The sequence below is a fragment of the Bradyrhizobium sp. 149 genome, from assembly GCF_023073915.1.
Lineage (GTDB): Bacteria > Pseudomonadota > Alphaproteobacteria > Rhizobiales > Xanthobacteraceae > Bradyrhizobium.
In genome coordinates, this window is the sequence record NZ_JADPKK010000023.1 from 621,864 (window position 1) to 640,644 (window position 18,781).

The 18,781-nt window shown below is 64.7% G+C and carries 22 protein-coding genes; 16 read left to right on the forward strand and 6 right to left on the reverse strand.

All coding sequences use genetic code 11. The features are described 5' to 3' along the window. The first annotated feature begins 36 nt into the window (after window positions 1–36). The 9 genes from IVA88_RS30740 to IVA88_RS30780 all read left to right on the forward strand — a co-directional run bounded on the left by IVA88_RS30740 (window position 37) and on the right by IVA88_RS30780 (window position 5,886). Window positions 37–234 (forward strand): type II toxin-antitoxin system HicA family toxin, encoded by a 198-nt coding sequence (locus IVA88_RS30740; protein WP_247500935.1) that lies wholly within the window; start codon window positions 37–39, stop codon window positions 232–234. A gap of 7 nt (window positions 235–241) precedes the next feature. Beyond that, window positions 242–532, forward strand: a complete 291-nt coding sequence (locus tag IVA88_RS30745) for a type II toxin-antitoxin system HicB family antitoxin (protein WP_247500936.1) — start codon at window positions 242–244, stop codon at window positions 530–532. A gap of 88 nt (window positions 533–620) precedes the next feature. Then, window positions 621–1,037 carry a hypothetical protein gene (locus tag IVA88_RS30750; RefSeq protein WP_247500937.1) on the forward strand — a complete coding sequence of 139 codons (417 nt, stop codon included), beginning with the start codon at window positions 621–623 and terminating at the stop codon, window positions 1,035–1,037. Further along, window positions 1,037–1,708, forward strand: coding sequence for an OmpA family protein (locus tag IVA88_RS30755; protein ID WP_247501232.1), 672 nt, complete (start codon window positions 1,037–1,039; stop codon window positions 1,706–1,708). Before IVA88_RS30750 ends, IVA88_RS30755 begins: the two co-directional genes overlap by 1 nt. Window positions 1,709–1,863: 155 nt before the next feature. Then, on the forward strand, window positions 1,864–2,400 hold the full coding sequence (locus IVA88_RS30760) for an Mpo1-like protein (RefSeq protein WP_346657662.1): 537 nt from the start codon (window positions 1,864–1,866) through the stop codon (window positions 2,398–2,400). A gap of 29 nt (window positions 2,401–2,429) precedes the next feature. Continuing rightward, window positions 2,430–3,461 (forward strand): NAD-dependent epimerase/dehydratase family protein, encoded by a 1,032-nt coding sequence (locus IVA88_RS30765; protein WP_247500939.1) that lies wholly within the window; start codon window positions 2,430–2,432, stop codon window positions 3,459–3,461. A gap of 30 nt (window positions 3,462–3,491) precedes the next feature. Next, entirely contained in the window at window positions 3,492–4,118 is a 627-nt protein-coding gene (locus IVA88_RS30770; RefSeq protein WP_247500940.1) for an isoprenylcysteine carboxylmethyltransferase family protein, read from the forward strand. A gap of 111 nt (window positions 4,119–4,229) precedes the next feature. Next, complete coding sequence (locus IVA88_RS30775) at window positions 4,230–4,439, forward strand: hypothetical protein (protein WP_247500941.1); 210 nt, start codon at window positions 4,230–4,232, stop codon at window positions 4,437–4,439. A gap of 145 nt (window positions 4,440–4,584) precedes the next feature. Continuing rightward, window positions 4,585–5,886 carry a sorbosone dehydrogenase family protein gene (locus IVA88_RS30780; RefSeq protein WP_247500942.1) on the forward strand — a complete coding sequence of 434 codons (1,302 nt, stop codon included), beginning with the start codon at window positions 4,585–4,587 and terminating at the stop codon, window positions 5,884–5,886. 3 nt (window positions 5,887–5,889) lie between these two features. Here IVA88_RS30780 and IVA88_RS30785 read toward each other — a convergent pair whose 3' ends face one another. Next, on the reverse strand, window positions 5,890–6,714 hold the full coding sequence (locus tag IVA88_RS30785; RefSeq protein WP_247500943.1) for an aspartate dehydrogenase: 825 nt from the start codon (window positions 6,712–6,714) through the stop codon (window positions 5,890–5,892). Between the two features lie 37 nt (window positions 6,715–6,751). Continuing rightward, a complete protein-coding gene (locus IVA88_RS30790) occupies window positions 6,752–7,669 on the reverse strand; it encodes a LysR substrate-binding domain-containing protein (protein ID WP_247500944.1) in 918 nt (305 codons plus the stop codon). 606 nt (window positions 7,670–8,275) lie between these two features. Between IVA88_RS30790 and IVA88_RS30795 the strand changes: the two genes are divergently transcribed. Continuing rightward, window positions 8,276–9,349: a tartrate dehydrogenase gene (locus IVA88_RS30795; RefSeq protein WP_247501233.1), complete on the forward strand. Its 1,074-nt coding sequence runs from the start codon at window positions 8,276–8,278 to the stop codon at window positions 9,347–9,349. A 68-nt stretch (window positions 9,350–9,417) separates the two neighbouring features. Here the strand turns inward: IVA88_RS30795 and IVA88_RS30800 are convergent, their stop codons facing one another. Next, entirely contained in the window at window positions 9,418–10,350 is a 933-nt protein-coding gene (locus IVA88_RS30800; protein WP_247500945.1) for a LysM peptidoglycan-binding domain-containing protein, read from the reverse strand. Between the two features lie 144 nt (window positions 10,351–10,494). After that, window positions 10,495–10,959, reverse strand: a complete 465-nt coding sequence (locus tag IVA88_RS30805) for a MarR family winged helix-turn-helix transcriptional regulator (RefSeq protein ID WP_247500947.1) — start codon at window positions 10,957–10,959, stop codon at window positions 10,495–10,497. Between the two features lie 117 nt (window positions 10,960–11,076). On the opposite strand from IVA88_RS30805, the gene IVA88_RS30810 reads away from it, so the two are divergent. Continuing rightward, entirely contained in the window at window positions 11,077–12,288 is a 1,212-nt protein-coding gene (locus tag IVA88_RS30810) for an ABC transporter substrate-binding protein (RefSeq protein ID WP_247500948.1), read from the forward strand. A 16-nt stretch (window positions 12,289–12,304) separates the two neighbouring features. Continuing rightward, window positions 12,305–13,483, forward strand: a complete 1,179-nt coding sequence (locus IVA88_RS30815; protein ID WP_247500949.1) for a cytochrome P450 — start codon at window positions 12,305–12,307, stop codon at window positions 13,481–13,483. Here IVA88_RS30815 and IVA88_RS30820 read toward each other — a convergent pair. Next, window positions 13,480–14,196 carry a hypothetical protein gene (locus tag IVA88_RS30820; RefSeq protein WP_247500950.1) on the reverse strand — a complete coding sequence of 239 codons (717 nt, stop codon included), beginning with the start codon at window positions 14,194–14,196 and terminating at the stop codon, window positions 13,480–13,482. The two genes, IVA88_RS30815 and IVA88_RS30820, sit on opposite strands and share 4 nt — an antisense overlap. A gap of 287 nt (window positions 14,197–14,483) precedes the next feature. On the opposite strand from IVA88_RS30820, the gene IVA88_RS30825 reads away from it, so the two are divergent. Beyond that, window positions 14,484–15,407 carry an ABC transporter ATP-binding protein gene (locus tag IVA88_RS30825; RefSeq protein WP_247500951.1) on the forward strand — a complete coding sequence of 308 codons (924 nt, stop codon included), beginning with the start codon at window positions 14,484–14,486 and terminating at the stop codon, window positions 15,405–15,407. Next, window positions 15,404–16,165, forward strand: a complete 762-nt coding sequence (locus IVA88_RS30830; protein ID WP_247500952.1) for an ABC transporter permease — start codon at window positions 15,404–15,406, stop codon at window positions 16,163–16,165. Before IVA88_RS30825 ends, IVA88_RS30830 begins: the two co-directional genes overlap by 4 nt. 42 nt (window positions 16,166–16,207) lie before the next feature. Here the strand turns inward: IVA88_RS30830 and IVA88_RS30835 are convergent, their stop codons facing one another. Next, window positions 16,208–16,531 (reverse strand): hypothetical protein, encoded by a 324-nt coding sequence (locus IVA88_RS30835; protein ID WP_247500953.1) that lies wholly within the window; start codon window positions 16,529–16,531, stop codon window positions 16,208–16,210. Window positions 16,532–16,835: 304 nt separating this feature from the next. Between IVA88_RS30835 and IVA88_RS30840 the strand changes: the two genes are divergently transcribed. Both IVA88_RS30840 and IVA88_RS30845 read left to right on the forward strand, forming a co-directional pair. After that, window positions 16,836–17,621, forward strand: coding sequence for a L,D-transpeptidase (locus IVA88_RS30840; RefSeq protein ID WP_247500954.1), 786 nt, complete (start codon window positions 16,836–16,838; stop codon window positions 17,619–17,621). Window positions 17,622–17,857: 236 nt separating this feature from the next. After that, complete coding sequence (locus IVA88_RS30845; protein ID WP_247500955.1) at window positions 17,858–18,781, forward strand: glycerophosphodiester phosphodiesterase; 924 nt, start codon at window positions 17,858–17,860, stop codon at window positions 18,779–18,781.

The following is an 18,781-nucleotide window of genomic DNA, read 5'->3' on the forward strand; positions in this document are numbered from 1 at the left end:
CCGTTCTAGTTTAACGGTCAGATGATTATTTGGGGAATGTCATGGCTGACCGCGAGCCGCGACATCATTTGGCGCCTGGAACGAGAGCGATGGAAGCTTGTCCGCGTGACCGGTTCACACCACGTGTTCAAAAGTCCCATCTCAAGCGATACACTTGTCATTCCGCACCCCAAGAAGGACTCGGGAAAGGGAGTCCATGCCATTTATAAAGGCACGGGCTGGAAGCCTGATTGAGGTCGACATGGCTCACTACATTGCCATCATCGAGGATGCCGGCCCGGACCATGCCGTTGGCGTGTGGTTTCCGGACCTGCCCGGCTGCATTTCCGGCGGCGACGACGTCGACGAGGCCTTGCAGAATGCACCCGAGGCTCTGGAGCTCTACGCGCAAGATCTGAGTGGGGATGGCCGCCAGCTTCCCCGGCCCAGGACCTTGACCGAACTCAAGGCCGATCCGGACGTGGCCGACGACCTCAGGAACTACATGGTCGCCCTGATCGAACTGCCGGCCCGCGCCGATGCGGCGGAGTGAGGACTGTTCGCCGCACTGATGGCGCTGTCGACAGTTCTCGCCCGAACGCCCCTTGACCACCGCGAACTTCCCCGTATCAGATGCGGCCATGGTCCGGGGCTCCATCACACTGATCTTGCTGGCATTGGGGATGCCGCCGCTTGCGGCGGCGGAAACCATGAGCTTTGGCGATTCGATCGGGCTGCTGGCGAAAAGTTGCGGTGCGGAAATCGTCGCCAATTGCCGCGGGGTCAATCCGGATTCGACCCGCCTGAAAGAGTGCCTGTCGCGCAACCGCGACGTGCTCTCCCAGCAGTGCCAGAGCGACTACCTCGGCGCCTTCGACGCGATCCAGAAGCGCGTCGCCGCCCGCGTCACGGTGGCGAACGCCTGCCAACGCGAGATCGTCAAGGTCTGCGGCGGCTCGACCAAGGAGACCAGTAAGGCGGTCCCCTGCCTGATCTCGACGCCCAAGGGCATCAGCAACAACTGCCTGAAGGCCGTCGACGACGCGGGGTATCGATGATGCCAGCGAACAGGCTTTTCGCCGCCGGAACATGCATCACGCTCGGCCTCGCTTTGCTCGCGGGCGCAGCAGACGCGCAGACGGCGCCGCCGACCCGCGACGACATCATCGCCAAGCTCAATCATTTCGAACAGCCCGCCGAGATCGATATCCCCGCGCTGAAGCTGCAGGTGATGGAGCGGGCCAAGGCCAGGATCAAGAACGATCCGGGTCCGGTGAACCGGCCGCTGATCGCGCCTGATCTTGCCAATTTGCCGACCTTCACCGCGCAGATCCAGTTCGACGCCGACACGCCGATCATCCAGCCGGCGTCCTACCAGACCGTCGGCCGCCTCGCCGACGCGCTGGTCCATGCCTCGCTGCTGCCCTACACGTTCCTGATCGTCGGCCATGTCGAATCCAACGTGAAGACGCGCGAGGCCAATGCGATCCTGAGCCAGCGCCGGGCGGACGCGATCCGCGACGTGCTGGTGAACACGTTCAAGATCTCGACCAAGCGGCTGCATCCGATCGGCCTCGGCGAGGAGCAGTTTCTCGACCGGGCCAAGCCGACCTCGGCCGTCAATGGCCAGTTGCAAATCCTGACCTATGCCAAGGTGCCGGAGGACGTCCCCGCGCATCCGGCTGCGGCGCCTGCGCCTGCGACGAAAAAGCCCGCCAAAAAGCGCTGAGCGCACGCACCACGGTGCCCGGCGGAACCCTTTGAAGTCCCGATTGTTTTGTGACCTGTCTCACAGCGCGACAGAACGGCTTTGCGCGACAATAGCGCCGGTTTGTGCACCGCCCTATCAGGTGCTATAGGCTTTTTTCGCCCTTCCCGACCCCAATGCTGCACGAGACCGAGATGGCCAGTTCTTTTCAACGCCAACTGGCCGATTACGTCGAATATCATCGCGATCCCTGGAATTGCGCGATGCACGTGGTCGGTATCCTCCTGCTCTTCACCGGCGCCGTGCTGCCGCTGACGCTGGTGCATTTCTCGCTGTTCGGGATCGAGGTGAGCCTGGCCGTAATTCTTGCCCTGCCGGTGCTGGTCTACTGGCTGATGCTGGACGCCGGGATCGGGCTCGGCATCCTCGCCGCGATGATCGTGCTGCTTTCGGTCGCAACCGCGATCGGCAATCAGGTCTCGATCGTCATGATGTGGTCGATTTTTGCGGTGCTGATCGGGGTTGGCGTGGCATCGCAGATCGTCGGCCACAAGGTTTTCGAGGAGCGGCAGCCGTCGATGGTCGACCACCCTACGCATTTTCTGCTTGGACCGATGTTTGTCATGGCGAAATTATTCATTGCATTGGGCTTCCGTCGCGACCTTGCCGCGATTCTGGCGCCTCTTCCGACCAATTCCCTTTCAACCCGATAGTTCTAGACGCAAAACAGCAAACCTTCTGCATGGCTCTCGTACTGGTTACCGGTGGCAGCGGCTTCATCGGACATCATCTCGTAGAAGCGCTCCGCGCCCGTGGGCAGCGGGTGCGTGTTCTCGACGTCCGTGCGCCGGCCACTGCGCATGCCGACGTTGAATATGCCAATGGCTCGGTTTTGGACGGTGCCGCGGTCGATGCGGCGATTGCGGGTGTCGATCACGTCTATCATCTCGCCGGCCTGCCCGGCATGTGGGTCGCCAACAAGCAGGCCTTTCACGACGTCAATTGCCGCGGCACTGAAATGGTGCTCGCAGCCGCGATGAAGCGCGGGGTCTCGCGCTTCCTGCACTGCTCGACCGAATCGATCCTGTTCCCCTATTCCGACCTCAACGGTGTTCCCGCCGAAGAGGCGCTGCAGCCCGCCGATGCGATGCCGGGCGCCTACACCCGGTCGAAATCGCTCGCCGAGCATTGCGTCGCGAAGGCCGCGGCTGCGGGCTTCCCGCTGGTGATCGGTACCCCGACCATGCCGATCGGTGCTGCCGACCATAATCTGACGCCGCCGACCGCGATGCTCTGGTACTTCCTCCAGAAGAAAGTGCAGCCGCATCTCGACTTCCTGGTCAATCTCGTCGACGTGCGCGATGTCGCCATGGGCTTGGTGCTGACTATGGAACGCGGCCGCACCGGCCAACGCTACATCCTCGGCGGCGACTGCGTCAGGCTCGGCCAGATTCTGCGGATGATGTCTACGATGAGCGGCCGCCGGCAATTCCCGGTCGTCGTTCCCGGCAAGATCGCCGAGCTCTCCGGCATCATGCTCGAATATTTATCTGACCACGTCACGCGCCGGCCGCCCAACGGCACCGCCGAGGGCGTGCGCATCGCGCTCGCCGCGAGCGACCTCTCGATCGGCAAGGCGCGCACCGAGCTCGGCTACGCGCCGCGCCCGATCGAGCCGGTCCTGCGCGAAACCATCACCCATCTTCTCGCCCGCGGCGGCGCGCTTGCCTCCGGAGCCATCGAGCATCACGCGCTCTCCTCGCGCGCCAGCTGAGCTGCCGCCCAACCCAAAGAACCTTTCCGCATGTCCTTCGATTTCAGCAAGCTTCTCTCTGTCGCCTGGGGTGGTTGGACCACGACCTGGCCGACGCAACTGCTCGCCCTGATCTGGCTCGCCTGGCTCGCAAGCTGGGTCGGCGCCTCGTTCTGGCAAGGCCGCACCCAGAAGCAGGTGATGACGCTGGAGTCCGGCCGCTATCGCATCCCCATCCTGGTCGGCGGCATCCTGTTCACGCCCTGGACCGCCGAGGTGCTCGGTGAGAAGCCGCTCTGGGTGTTCAGCAATACCGCTGTCTACATCGTGGCGCTGATCGTGCTGGCCGGCATCTCCTTCACCTGGTGGGGACGGCTCCATCTTGGACAATTCTGGTCCAACACCATCACTCACAAGCAAGACCACCGCGTCATCGACACTGGCCCGTACGGCATTGTGCGCCATCCGATTTACACCGGCCTGATCCTCGGAATGCTGGTTACCGGCATCGCGGTCGGCACCGTGACCGCAATGCTCGGCGCGATCCTGATCTCGCTCGGCATGTGGCAGAAGGGCCGGATGGAAGAAGTGTTCCTGTCCAAGGAGCTCGGCGAAGACGCCTACGGCGCCTATTGCCGCCGCGTGCCGATGATCATCCCGTTCCTGTCGCTACGCTGAGGTTCATGATCGGTTCCCTGATGGGCGACTGCGGGATCATTTTGCAAGGAACCGCCGCTGCACCCGCCCGTTAGCCCTCGATACCTGCCATCGACCGCAGAGCATCGAGCCATGTCCGACGCCTACGATTATTTTCGCGAGCATGCGATCGCCGCCGTCCGCAAGGCGCGGGCGCTGCCGCCCGGGCGGCCGAAGCAGAAGCAGCGCACGGTCGCGCGAGTTTATCATCTCCTGTCCAGAGAGGCCGCGCTCGCGCCGAACATCCATCATCTGGATGATTTTCGCGCGGCGCGTCAGCTCGAGCGGCAGATCGGCCGCTGATCTCCGGGCCCCGCCTGTCCGCATTCGTCCCATGCAAATTCGAACGGCTGCCATTCCACGGGAATAGAGCCCCGCGGCGCGCCCCACAGGTTGACGTCTGCCCCGTCAGCCCGTTGGATGCGCGCGCAAACAGGGGCGGCCTCTCATGACTTTTTCCAGCATCTTTGCGCAGTTCGTTGCGCTCCTCGGCGGCATCGCGCTGCAATGGCGGAAGCTGTCGGGCACCGTGCCTGCGCCGGCCTGGGGCCAGTCGCCGGCCATTCCCGAAGCAAAGCCGCAAGGCGCCATCCCGACACTGAAGATGCCGAGCGCGAGGGGCTGGAGCGAAGGACAGAAGCCGACGGTCGCCCCCGGGCTCAAGGTCAACGCGTTCGCAACCGGTCTCGACCATCCGCGCTGGATCGAGGTGCTGCCCAATGGCGACGTGCTGATCGCGGAGGCGACGCAGATCGCGGGGGCGCCGAGGTCGGTGTTTCATTACGCAATGCAGGCGACGATGCGGCGCGCCGCCGCGCTCGGCGTCAGCGCCAACCGCATCACGCTGCTGCGCGACAAGGACGGCGACGGCGTCGCGGAGTATCGCGGCGCGTTCATGGAAAATCTCAGCCAGCCGTTCGGCATGGCGCTGGTCGGCGACACCTTCTATGTCGGCAACACCGATGGCGTGATGGCCTTCCCGTACGTGGCGAACGCCGACCGCATCACCCCGCCGGGCAAGCGCCTCACCAATTTCAAGCCGGGTGGCCACTGGACCCGCAGCCTGCTGGCAAGTCCCGACGGCAAGAAACTCTATGCCGGCGTCGGCTCGCTCAGCAACATCGCCGAGATGGGCATGGAGGTCGAGGAAGGCCGCGCCGCGGTCTATGAGCTCGATCTCGTCGCCGGCACGCACCGCATCTTCGGCGCCGGCCTGCGCAATCCGGTTGGTCTCGCCTGGGAGCCGACCACCAACGTGCTCTGGACCGTCGTCAACGAGCGCGACGGCCTCGGCGACGAAACGCCGCCGGACTATCTGACCTCGGTGCGCGACGGCGGCTTCTACGGCTGGCCCTATTGCTACTGGGGCAAGACGGTGGACGATCGCGTGCCGCAGGATGCGGCGATGGTCGCCAAGGCGCTCACGCCGGACTACGCGCTCGGCGGCCACACCGCTTCGCTCGGCCTGTGCTGGATGCCGGCAGGCACGCTGCCGGGCTTCCCTGACGGCATGGTGATCGGCCAGCACGGCTCCTGGAATCGCAGCAAGCTGTCCGGCTACAAGGTCGTGTTCATCCCGTTCGAGAACGGCCGCCCCTCCGGCCCGGCGCGCGACATCCTGTCGGGCTTCCTGGCGCCCGACGAGAAGGAATCCTACGGCCGCCCGGTCGGCGTCGCGATCGGTCCCGACAAATCGCTGCTGATGGCCGACGACGTCGGCAACGTGATCTGGCGTGTCACCGGCGCTTGACGGTCACGTTCCAACACTGAGCGTGGCGCGCTGCTTGCGCAGCAGCGCGATCACGGACAGCGCCGTGATCAACCCGGTCTTGGGATTCTCCGACGGGATGTTCTCGATGGACATCGAGAACCGCGCCGAATCCGCCTCGACCTCGATCCGATGAACGTTGCGCGTCACGGTCGGATCGGCCCAGATCTGCACGGAGGTGCGATCCGGCCCGACACCCGCGAGCGACAGCGCGACCGCAACGTTGAGATTGGCCGGAAAGCCTTTTGCAGCCTCTCGCGCGGTGCCCTCGAACAGCTTGAGCGGCTCGCGCAGATTGACGATATCGATGTTGTTCTGAACGATGAACGGCGCGCCCTTCAAGCCGTCGATCGGCTTGCGCGTCACCATCTTCACCGAATGGATGGTGCCGATCGCGGCCGCGTTGACGGCGTCGAGCCCGATCAGCGCGCCCGTGGGCACCAGGATGCGGCCGCCATTGGCGCGGGCAAGATCGACAAGATCGAAATTGTCGAGCAGCCCGCCGACGCTGACGACGACCGCGGCCTTGCCGCGCTTCACCGCAGGCTCGACGATCGCGCGCAGTTGGCTGCTCGGCGCGCATTCGACGACGATGTCGGCGGCGTCGCCGAGCTGGTCGATCGGCAGGATTTGCGGCGGATGACGCAGGCCGGAGAGGAACGTCTGATGCTTTGCGCGATCGCGCACCGCCACGGCGGAGAGCGTCAGCCCCGCGATGCCCTCATCGAGCGCGGTCGCAATCTTGGTGCCGATCGAGCCCAGCCCTGCGATGGCCACCCGCAATTCGTCCGAAGCTCTCCGTTCAGTCATCGCATCACCCCTCTCGCCACGCCGAAGTCATAGCCGCTCAAGCGTCCCGCGCATAGCTGCGCAGGCGCGTCTCGAGCACGGACAGCATCGCGTCGCGGGCCGGATCGCGGGAGCCGCGCAGCCATGCGGCAGCGAGCGGCAGCCGGCCGACGGGTCCGATCTGCTTGGGCCGCAGCGGCACGAAGCGCACGCCTGATACCGCCATGCGCGTGGTCCAGCGCGGCACGATCGCGACGCCGAGCTTGGTTGCGACGAGATTGATGATGGTCTGCTTCTCGTCGGCGACCTGCACGATGCGCGGCGTGAGGCCTGCCTGCTCGAACAGTCTTATCGTAAGGTCGTGGCTGTGCGGCCGCGAGCGGCGGTCCGGCACCAGCATCGCCTCCTCGGCGATCTCCGCCAGCGTGATCGACTTGCGGCCGGCCAGCGCGTGGCGCTGCGGGAACGCCACGATGGCTGTCTCCTGCAGCAGATCGCGGAATTCGAGCCGCTTGTCCGGCTGAACCGGGGGACGCACGAAGGCGAGATCGAGCGCGCCGGTCAATATCTTTGGCAGCAGCCGGATGGTCTTCTCCTCCAGAAGCTGCACCGCGACCTCCGGATGCTTTGCGCGAAAATCGCGAAGCAACGCCGGCAACAGTCCCGCCGCGGCACTGTCGATGGCGCCGACGCGGAGTTTGCGAGCAGCCCCCGCGCGCGAGCGATTGCGCAGATTGCTCTCGACTGCCTCGACGCGCGCGAGGATGGCACGGGCATCGCGCAGCAGAGTCGCACCGTCTTCAGTCAGCGACACCGCGCGCGTCGTCCGCGCGAACAGCCGCGTGCCCAGATCCTCCTCCAGCAGCCTGATCTGGCGGCCGAGTGCGGAGGGCAACATCTGGAGATGCTGCGCCGCCCGGCCGAAATGCAACTGCTCGGCCGCCGCCAGGAAGCATCGGAGCTGATGCAATTCCATCTCACAGATCCTCTCGTTTCGCCCGAACCCGCTCGAAGATTTACGCGAGGTCGTCGTCATGCCCGGGCATATCGCGGGTATCCACGTTCTTTGCGCCGCCGGGAAGTTCGTGGATGGCCGGGACAAGCCCGGCCATGACGCTGCGGCAGCCTTCCCGGCGAAGATTATATCATTTTTTTGTATAAACCAGTGCCGATTGAGTATGCCTCCTCCCGTCGCCTACGCTGATAGCCGGCGTAGACCTTCGGTTTGCCTCACAACAACAATCGGAATTTCAGCGAGGCCAAGGTGGCGAGCGAGATTCAGACGCGCGTGCTGCGCAAGATCACGTGGCGGATCGTTCCCTTCATCATGCTGCTCTACTTCGTGGCCTTCATCGATCGCGTCAATATCGGCTTTGCCTCGCTGACGATGAACAAGGACATCGGCCTGTCGCCGACGGTCTACGGTTTTGGCGCCGGCATCTTCTTCTGGGGCTATTTCCTGTTCGAGGTGCCCTCCAACGTCATCCTGCACAAGGTCGGCGCACGGATCTGGATCGCGCGCGAAGACCGCGCCGGTCGAACCCGTCCCGCAATCCCACTGACATCTCAAACGGAGCATCTCATGCGCACCCATTCGATTGCAGCGATCCCCGCCGACGGCATCGGCCCCGAGGTCATCTCCGCCGGCATTCGCGTGCTGGAGGCGCTGGCCAAACGCAGCGGCGACCTCGCCTTCAACATCAAGACGTTCGATTGGGGTTCGGACTATTACAAGAAGCACGGCGTGATGATGCCGGCTGACGGCCTCGACGAATTGAAGAAGTTCGACGCGATCTATTTCGGCGCGGTCGGTGCGCCCGACGTGCCCGATCACATCACCCTGTGGGGCCTGCGCCTGCCGATCTGCCAGGGTTTTGACCAATACGCCAATGTGCGGCCGACCAAGATCCTGCCGGGCGTCGCTTCGCCGCTGCGCAATGTCGGCGTCGGCGATCTCGACTGGGTGATCGTGCGCGAGAATTCGGAGGGCGAGTATGCCGGCATGGGTGGCCGCGCCCACAGGGGTCTCCCCGAAGAGGTCGGCACCGAAGTCGCGGTGTTCACCCGCGTCGGCGTGACGCGGATCATGCACTATGCGTTCAAGCTCGCGCAGTCGCGCCCGCGCAAGTTCCTGACCGTCGTGACCAAGTCGAACGCGCAGCGCCATGGCATGGTGATGTGGGACGAGATCGCCGCCGAGGTCGCGGCCGAATTCCCCGACGTGACCTGGGACAAGATGCTGGTCGACGCCATGACCGTGCGGATGACGCTGCATCCGAAGAGCCTCGACACCATCGTTGCGACCAACCTCCACGCCGACATCCTCTCCGACCTCGCGGGCGCGCTGGCCGGAAGCCTCGGCGTCGCGCCGACCGCCAATATCGATCCGCAGCGCCGCTTCCCCTCGATGTTCGAGCCGATCCACGGCTCGGCCTTCGACATCACCGGCAAGGGCATCGCCAATCCGGTCGCGACATTCTGGACCGGCGCGCAGATGCTGGAGCATCTCGGCGAGAAGGATGCCGCGGTGCGGCTGATGGCGGCGGTGGAGCGCGTCTGCGCGGCCGGCGTGCTGACCCCTGACATCGGCGGCAAGGCGACGACGAAGGAAGTGACGGATGCCGTGATCGACGCGATCCAGGGATCGAACGCGTAGGCTGAATCCGGCGCGACAACGTCGGTGCGCCCCCTCGCTCCGCTTTGCGCGGGGAGAGGCGGAGCGCCCTACCTCCGCGCCGGCGGTGGCACCGCCATCGCCGCGGCCGGCTCCGGCGGCGCCAGATGGCGCGGGACGATGATGGTTTGGCCGGGGGTGAGCGGCGCGTTCTCCGGTAGCGAGTTGCTCTGCGCGAGCGACCACAGCGGCACGCGATTGGCTGCCGCGATGCTCTCCATGGTGTCGCCCCGGCGCACCGGCAGCCGCACGCCGCTATCCCACAATTCGACCAGCGTATTTGCCGGTACGAGATAGCGCAGCGGCACGGCATCGACCTGCGTCTGGGGCGGGATGCGCGGCAACTGCGTCACCATCTCGACGATCTGACGATGGATGTCGTCGGACTTCTCGATGTTGATGTGGCTGACCCGCGCGTTTTCCTTCAGGTCGTAGCTCGCGTAATGACCGCGATAGCCCGGCACCGCCACCACGTTGCCGCCGCCGAGCACGCTGTCGGAAAGGAAGATGTTGATGAAGCGCTCGACATTGAGCGGCACGTCGCCGGTCGCGTGCGCGGGATCGATGGTGATGACGAGGCTGATCGGGATGTTCTCCTTGGCCGCCATCTCGGAGATGACGACCGAGCACAGCCCGCCCATCGAGTGCCCGATCAGCACGATCGGCGCCGGCGCTTCCTTGTAGCTGGAGATGGCGCGGTCGCCGATCCATCGGCAGATGGTGAATTCATAGACGTTGGCCGAAAAGCCGGCCTGCGTCAGCTTCTCTTCGAGCCGGTCCATGCCGGTGGAGAAGAACGGCCCCATGGCGCCACGGAACAGATAGATTTTCGGCAGCGCCAATGGCTCGAAGGGCGGGGGCGGCGGCGCGGCGGGTGCCGCCGCGGTCGGCTTCGTCTTGGCAGGTGAGGCAACGGCCGTCCCGGTGCTCAAGGCGAGCAGCGCAACGGCTGCCAGCACCACAATTCGCCTTGGGTCAATCATCAGTCCAGCAGTCCCACTACGGAAGGCAAAGGCCTCCCCCGCCCGGCTTAGTGACCACCGATTGGGTGGTTTTTGGGGCACGGAACCGGCCCTGCGGCGCTGGACGAGCGCGGCTCGCTCTTGCCGACGGGGGCGTCCGCGAGCTCAAAACGGCAGAATCCGGTTCAGCAATTCGAGCAAGGTGCGCTGCTCGGCCTCGCTGAGCGGGACGAGCATCTTTTTGTTGTACGGCTTCGTCAGCCTTGCCGCCTCGTGAATGAGCTTCGCGCCCTTGGGCGTGAGCACGAGCTCGACGGCGCGGCGATCCGCCTTCGAGCGATTGCGCTTGATGAAGCCCGACGATTCGAGCTCGTTCAGGATCTTGATCAGATTGGGCAGGCGCAGCCGCAGCAGGCTTGCAAGGCTGCTCGGGGGAACGCCAGGATTGTCGCGAATGACGACGAAGATCGCATAGGTCGCGGGGGTCACGCCCAATGCGGCGAACGCTTCGTAGAAGCCCTCGAAGAATTTCAGCTGTGCGAGCCGCAGCATGAAGCCCGGGGTGCGCTGGAGCGCCTGCAAGTTCAACGATTTCTCCGGCTGCTGGCCGGACTTCCCTACGGGTCTCACGGGCTCATGATCCTCGAAGCGCGACGGCCAAAAGTCCGCCGAATTGACTCTCCCGAAAATAGATATAAAATATAACTATTATTCAGCGGCGCCAAGACCGCCCACGGGAGGGAGACAATGAACAGCAAATTCCTGCACAAATTGTGCATTTCGGCCCTGATGCTGGCTGCGGCCGCGCCGGCATTCGCGCAGGACGCGGTGAAGATCGGCATCCTGAACGACCAGTCGGGTCCGTTCGCGAGCTATCAAGGCGTCGGCTCGGTCGTCGCCGCCAAAATGGCGGTGGAGGATTTTGGCGGAAAGGCCGGCGGCAAGCCCGTCGAGGTCGTCGCGGCGGATCACCAGAACAAGACGGATATCGGGATCGGCATCGCGCGGCGCTGGTACGAGAACGACGGCGTCGATGCGATCTTCGACATTCCGAACTCGTCGATCGCGCTCGCCGTGGCCGGCATGAGCGCCGAGAAGAACAAGGTCTTCGTCGGATCGGGCGCCGGAACGGTGCTTCTGACCGGCGAAAAATGCACGCCGAACACCGTGCACTGGACCTACGACACCTACGCCTACGGGCGCGGCCTCGGCAAGGCGATCGTCCAGCAGGGCGGCAAGAAGTGGTTCTTCATCACCGCCGACTACGCCTTCGGTCACGATCTGGAGAAGCAGGCGGCGGAGGCCGTCAAGGCGTCTGGCGGCGAGGTGCTTGGCAGCGTCCGGCATCCGCTGGGAACGGCCGACTACGCTTCCTTCCTGCTCCAGGCCCAGGCGTCGGGCGCGAACGTCGTCGGCTTCGCCAACGCCGGTGACGATACCATCACGTCGATGAAGCAGGCCGCCGAGTTCGGTTTGACCAAGGACCACAAGCTGGTCGGGTTGATCCTGGGCATGAACGGCCTCCCCGCGCTCGGGCTGAAGTTTGCGCAGGGCGCGCAGATCATGAACCCGTTCTACTGGGATCTGAACGACGGCACGCGGGCTTTCGCCAAGCGGTTCGCCGAACGCATTCCGTCGAAGGCCTACCCAAACGACATGCAGGCCGGCGTCTATGCCTCGGTGATTCACTATCTCAAGGCGGTCGACAAGGTCGGCAGTCCCAAGGACGGCAAGGCGGTGGTGGCGGCGATGAAGGAAATGCCCACCGACGATCCGCTGTACGGCAAGGGCTACATCCGCAAGGACGGACGCAAGATCCACCCGCTCTATCTGCTCCAGGTCAAGGCGCCGGAAGAGTCGACATCGACCTGGGATCTGCTGAAGGTCGTTGCCACGATCAGGGGCGAGGACGCGTTCCGCCCCGAGAGCGAAGGCCAGTGTCCGCTGACCAAGCAATAGCGGGAGGGAGCTGACCATGAGCGGCATTGCATCGAGTCTGGCCGACCCGTTTGCGCCAGATTTCCTGATGGACCCCTATCCCGCCTATGCGGCGTTGCGCGCGCTCGGTCCCGCGTTCGCATTAGAGCGCTACGGCGTGTGGGCCATGGCAGGCTATGCCGAAGTCGAGCCGGCCCTGAAGGACTGGAAGACGTTCATCAGCGGCGAGGGTGTCGGGCTGCACGGAATGAACCCGGCCCTGCCAAAGCCGCTGACGCTCCAGATCGATCCCCCCGATCACGACAAGGGCCGGCGCGTCCTCGGCCGCACCCTGTCCCCAGGTGTCGCGCGGCGACTGCGCGAAACATTTCAACAGGAGGCCGAGAAGAAGGTCTCGGAGCTGATCGACAAGGGCACGTTCGATGCAGTCGCCGATCTCGCCGAGGCCTACCCGATGAAGGTCTTTCCGGATGCGATCGGCATCCGCCCGGACGGCCGCGACAAGCTGCTGGCCTGGAGCACGTTTGTGTTCGACAGCTTTGGCCCGGAGAACGAGACGCTGGCAGCGTCACGGCAAGACGGGCTCGCCGCGCAGAGCTGGATCATGGAATGTTGCGCGCGAGATGCGCTGCGGCCGGACGGGCTCGGCATGATGATCTATCAGGCCGCCGACGAAGGCGAGATCAGCGAGCACGAAGCGACCCATCTGGTGCGACCGTTCCTCACCGCCGGGATCGACACCACCGTCAATGGCATCGGCAATACCCTGCTCGCACTCGCCACTCACCCGGATGAATACCGCAAGCTGCACCATAGGCCTGAGCTGGCGCGCAATGCTTTCGAGGAAGGGCTGCGTTATGATTCACCTGTGCAGACGTTCTTTCGGACCACCTCGCGCGATGTCGAGATCGGCGGCGGCGTGATCCCCGCAAACCGCAAAGTTCTGCTGTTCATGGCCTCCGCCAACCGCGATCCCGTGCGCTGGGACAAGCCCGACCGCTTCGACGTCGAACGTCTCGCGACCGGACATGTCGGTTTCGGCGCCGGCATCCACGCCTGCGTCGGCCAGATGATCGCACGTCTGGAAGGCGAATTGATCTTCAGCGAGCTCGCAAAACGCGTGAAGACCATCGAGCTCACGGCAGAGCCGACACGCAGGCTCAACAATTCCCTGCGCGGGCTGGAGAGCATGCCGGTCCGCGTGACGGCCGCCTAGTTCCTCGCCGGAGCCGTTGCCGCCGCCGACCGCGCCGGCCTGGGCGCGCCGGGTTCGGCAACCGGAGCAGGTGCGCGCGAGCGCATGATTGCAGCGTCGATCTCGGCGATCACCCGGCGCTGGATCGCCTCGTTCTTGTCGATTGAGATGTGGCCGACGCCGGACCCGCGAACGTCGACATTGTCGAGCTTGCCGCGAAAGCCGTCGGCGCGCTTCACCGGCTCGCCGGGGCCGTCGCCGATATAGATGTTGATGTAGCGCTCCGCGCCGGTGGAGAGCTTGGTCTTGAACACGGAGTCGAGCCCGATCGCGAGTTTCACGGGAACGCCGAGGCGGTTGAGCTTGGCGATCATGTCCGGCAGCGCGGTCGCGCCGGAGGAGTGCCCGACCAGCACGATGGTCTTGAGCCGGCCGGCCTTGTAGGCGGTGGCGGCCTCATCCGCGAGCGAGGACCAGGACACGAAATTCGCGACGGTCACCGGGATGCCCTGCGCCTGGAGCCGGGCGCCGATCGTGTCGAGACCGAGCGAGAAGATGTTGAGCACGCCGCGGAGCAAATAGACATGCGTGGTCGCGGCCGCGGACTGGCTCGGCGCCGCCTTGGCGGTGGTCGGGCTCATGGCAACAGCTGACAGCAGGAGCAGGCCCATCGCCCACACACGGAGGGCGGACAACTGGCTGGCGCCGGCGGTGTGACGGCCGTTCGGTCTCATCGATGTTTTCCCCGGGGAATACGCTTCGCGATTGGCCGGAATCGTAGCCATGGCCTGCTCGCAGACGCAACAAAGAGCCGCGTGAACGACGATCTTAACAGCAGGCCGTGACCATCGCGCAACACTTGCCCGTAACCTGCCACGGAAGAGCCTGTTTTGAGACCATTTTTCTCCCGCCGATTGCAGCCGGGCAAGGGCATTCCTATCTCAGGGCTCCGCTGACCCGCCCCTCCCGGCAGGTTCCAGCCTCCCCTCCCCAGCATTTGCCCCTCGGACTTGCGGCCATCATGTCCTCCATCATTTCCGTCGCCAATTTGTCGAAGACCTATGGGTCCGGCTTCAAGGCGCTCAAGAACGTCAATCTCGACATCAAGCGGGGCGAGATCTTCGCGTTGCTCGGCCCCAACGGCGCCGGCAAGACCACGCTGATCTCGATCATCTGCGGCATTGCCAATCCGAGCGAAGGCAAGGTTTTGGTCGGCGGCGAGAACATCCAGACCTCGTACCGCAAAGCGCGCTCGCTGATCGGGCTGGTGCCGCAGGAACTGCACACCGACGCCTTCGAGAGCGTATGGGCGACCGTGAGCTTCTCCCGCGGCCTGTTCGGCAAGCCGAAGAACCCTGCGCACATCGAGAAGGTGCTGCAGGATCTCTCGCTGTGGGACAAGAAGGACAGCAAGATCATCACGCTCTCCGGCGGCATGAAGCGCCGCGTGATGATCGCCAAAGCGCTGTCGCACGAGCCGCAGATCCTATTCCTGGACGAGCCGACCGCCGGCGTCGACGTCGAGCTGCGCAAGGGCATGTGGGAGGTGGTGCGCACGCTCCAGCAATCCGGCGTCACCATCATCCTGACCACGCATTACATCGAGGAAGCCGAGGAGATGGCCGACCGCATCGGCGTCATCAACAAGGGCGAGATCGTGCTGGTCGAGGACAAGGCCACCTTGATGCAGAAGCTCGGCAAGAAGCGGCTGACGCTGCATCTGCAGGGCAAGCTCGATGCGCTGCCGGAGAGCCTCGGCCATTACGAGCTCGACCTCTGCGACGGCGGCGCGACGCTGGTCTATGACTACGACACCAAGGGCGAGCGCACCGGCATCACCAGCCTGCTCGGCGACCTCCGCACCGCCGGCATCCGCTTCAACGATCTCGACACGACCCAATCGTCGCTCGAGGACATTTTCGTCGACCTCGTGAGGGCGTCATGAACTACCGGGCTGTCCGCGCCATCTATCTGTTCGAAATGGCGCGCACCTGGCGGACGCTGCTGCAAAGCATCGTCTCGCCGGTGGTCTCGACCTCGCTGTATTTCGTGGTGTTCGGCGCCGCGATCGGCTCGCGCATCAGCCAGGTCGAGGGCGTCAGCTACGGCACCTTCATCGTGCCCGGCCTGATCATGCTCTCGGTGCTGACGCAGAGCATCGCCAACGCGTCGTTCGGCATCTATTTCCCGAAATTCACCGGCACGATTTACGAGATCCTGTCGGCGCCAATCTCCTATTTCGAGATCGTGCTCGGCTATGTCGGCGCGGCCGCGACCAAATCGATCATCCTCGGCCTGATCATCCTCGCCACGGCCGGGCTGTTCGTGCCGCTGCACATCCATCATCCGGTCTGGATGCTGGCCTTCCTGGTGCTGACGGCGGTGACGTTCAGCCTGTTCGGCTTCATCATCGGCATCTGGGCCGACGGGTTCGAAAAGCTGCAGATGATCCCGATGCTGGTGGTGACGCCGCTGACCTTTCTCGGCGGCAGCTTCTATTCCATCGACATGCTGCCGCCCACCTGGCGCACGGTGGCGCTGCTCAATCCGGTCGTCTATCTGATCTCCGGCTTCCGCTGGAGTTTTTACGAGATCGCGGACGTCAGCGTGTCCGTCAGCATCGGCATGACCACGGCGTTCCTGGTGATCTGCCTGGTGGTGATCTGGTGGATTTTCCGCACGGGATATCGGTTGAAGAATTGACCCCGGCCTTTATTCCGGGGCGCGCGCCGGAATCGCCAGCGGCTACCGATAGCAATGGAAGCGGTTGTACCCGTCGTAATAGCCGCGGCAGCGACGGTGGCCGCGATGGGGAATGCCGAACACACCCTCGACTGCGCCGACGGCACCGCCGACACCGGCGCCGACGACGCCTCCGACCGCACCGTCTTCCGGGCCGGCAATACGATTGCCTTCATAGGAGCCTTCCTGAGCGCCGCGCACGATGCCTTGGGCATGCCCAGGCTGTGGCACACAGGACAGGGCGGCCAGAACAGCGGCGCCAGCGAAGAGCAGACTGAAAGGCAGACCGGCCGGCCGTGAAGCGGCGGTGGCGCGAACTCTGTTCATCTTCATTCCCAAAGGTAAAACCGGCAGCGGAAGCCGCCAGTCGAGGCAGGTCGCCGTCAACGCACCGAGCGGCCAAATGGTTGCACCATTGTGACGAATTGTCGGCGTTGTGAATGCATCCCGCTCGCGAAAATGTCAGCGCCGCCGCTGGCTTTGCGGCACAAAGCGGCCTTGCTTACGCCGGGCGTCCCGTTAACGATGGACGGGCAGGCCGCTGGAACGAAAGCCGGATTGCAGGCATAGTGCACGCCGGGGACGGAGAGCCGCGGCGCCTAGCGTGAACAGGCCGGAGGCCAGAAGTCAGATGCGTTCGTTTTTTATTGCTTTCAGCTCCCTGATGCTTTTGAGCGCGGGCACCGCGCAAGCCAAGGTCGAGATCACCGTCGACAAGGACAATCAGCAGATGACCGTCGCCGTCGACGGCGTCGCGCGCTACCACTGGCCGGTGTCGACTGGCATTCCCTCGCGCGAAACGCCGAACGGCGCGTTCCGTGCCTTCCGCATGGAAGAGGATCACTACTCCAAGGAATTCGACGACGCCCCGATGCCGCACGCGATCTTCTTCACCAAGGTCGGGCACGCCATCCATGGCACCGACTCGGTCGGCCGGCTCGGCTCGCCCGCCTCGCATGGCTGCGTGCGGTTGTCGCGCCAGAATGCCACGACGCTGTATGCGCTGGTGCAGCAGCAGGGCGTGCTCAACACCACGGTGACGCTGACCGGCTCGGCGCAGGTGGCGCTTGCCCGCAATCCGCGTGGCCGCAACCCCACCGCAGTCGCCCGCGCGCCTCAGCCGGCCGAAGAGCAGTACGCCACGTCAGGCGATCCCGTGAACCTGACGCCTCCCGCCGCACCCGGGCGCCGCTACATGCCGCAGGACGACAACTACATCTATCCCGCCGACGGCAGCGACACCGGCGCGCGCTATCCCGCGCCGCGCGGCAGCCGCCCGCTCTATGACGCACAGGTCTACCAGCAGCAGCAGCAGCGGCCCTCTTACGACCAGGGCACTGGCCAGCAGGGCTACTACTATCAGCAGCAACAGCCGCGGCAGGTTTACCAACCGCGCGGCTATTACTACCAGAACTGACCACCCTATCTGAACGCGGCGTTGCCGCGCTCGACGATTTTTCGCGCAGCTTGGACGAAGACACGGGCGACTGCCTGGAGGATCTCGGGTCCCGTCGCGGCTTCCTCCTTGTGACGTTGCCGGCAAGCCGGGCAAAGTGCTCGACTACCAGCATTGCCTCTTGCCCGCGTGCCGCCATGCTTTCACGCATCGTAACGATCTTGACTGTGATCCTGGTTTCGTTTGCGGGAAACGCCATGGGATTCGACCTCGAGGCGCATCGCGGCGGGCGGGCGCTGCTGCCGGAAAACACCTTGCCGGCCTTCGCCAATGCGCTGTCGATGGGCGTGGACACGCTGGAGCTCGACGTCGGCATTACCGCCGACGGGGAGGTCGTCGTCTCGCATGAGCGCGGGCTCAATCCCGATCTGGCGCGGGATGCGAATGGAGCCTATGTCGCCCCGCCTGGCACGCCGTTCGTGAAGCTGCAGTTCGCCGAGGTCAGGGCCTACGACGTCGGCCAGATCCGACCCGACGGCCCTTACGCGAGGCAATTCCCCGACCAGCGCGCCGTGCCCGGGACACGCATTCCGAGCCTGAGCGAGCTGTTCGCGCTGGTGCGCAAATCCAGCAATACGCGGGTGCGCTTCAACATCGAGACCAAGATCGATCCGAACCAGCCGGACGAGACGCTCGATCCGCAAACTTTCGTCACCAAGCTGCTCGGGCTGATCGAAGTCGAAAATTTCTCCGACCGCGTCATGATCCAGTCGTTCGACTGGCGAACCCTGCAGCTGGTCCAGCAGCGGACCCCGAAGATGCCGACGGTGTACCTGACGCTCCAACGCGGCTCGGGCCAGACGGTGGCGCTGGATAAGGCGACCAACTGGATGGCGGGGTTCAGCGCGGCCGATCACGCCGGGTCGCTGCCCCGAACCATCAAGGCTGCGGGCGGTACGGTCTGGTCGCCCTATTTCGGCGATGTGACCGCGGCACTGATCGCAGAGGCGCACGCGCTTGGGCTGCGCGTCGTGGTCTGGACCGTCAACAAGCGTGAGGACATGGCGCGTATGATCGAGCTCGGCGTCGACGGCGTCATCTCGGACAGGCCGGACCTGCTACGACAGGTGGCGGGCGAGAAGCAAATTGCATTGCCGCCGGGGACACCGGTGGAGCCGTAG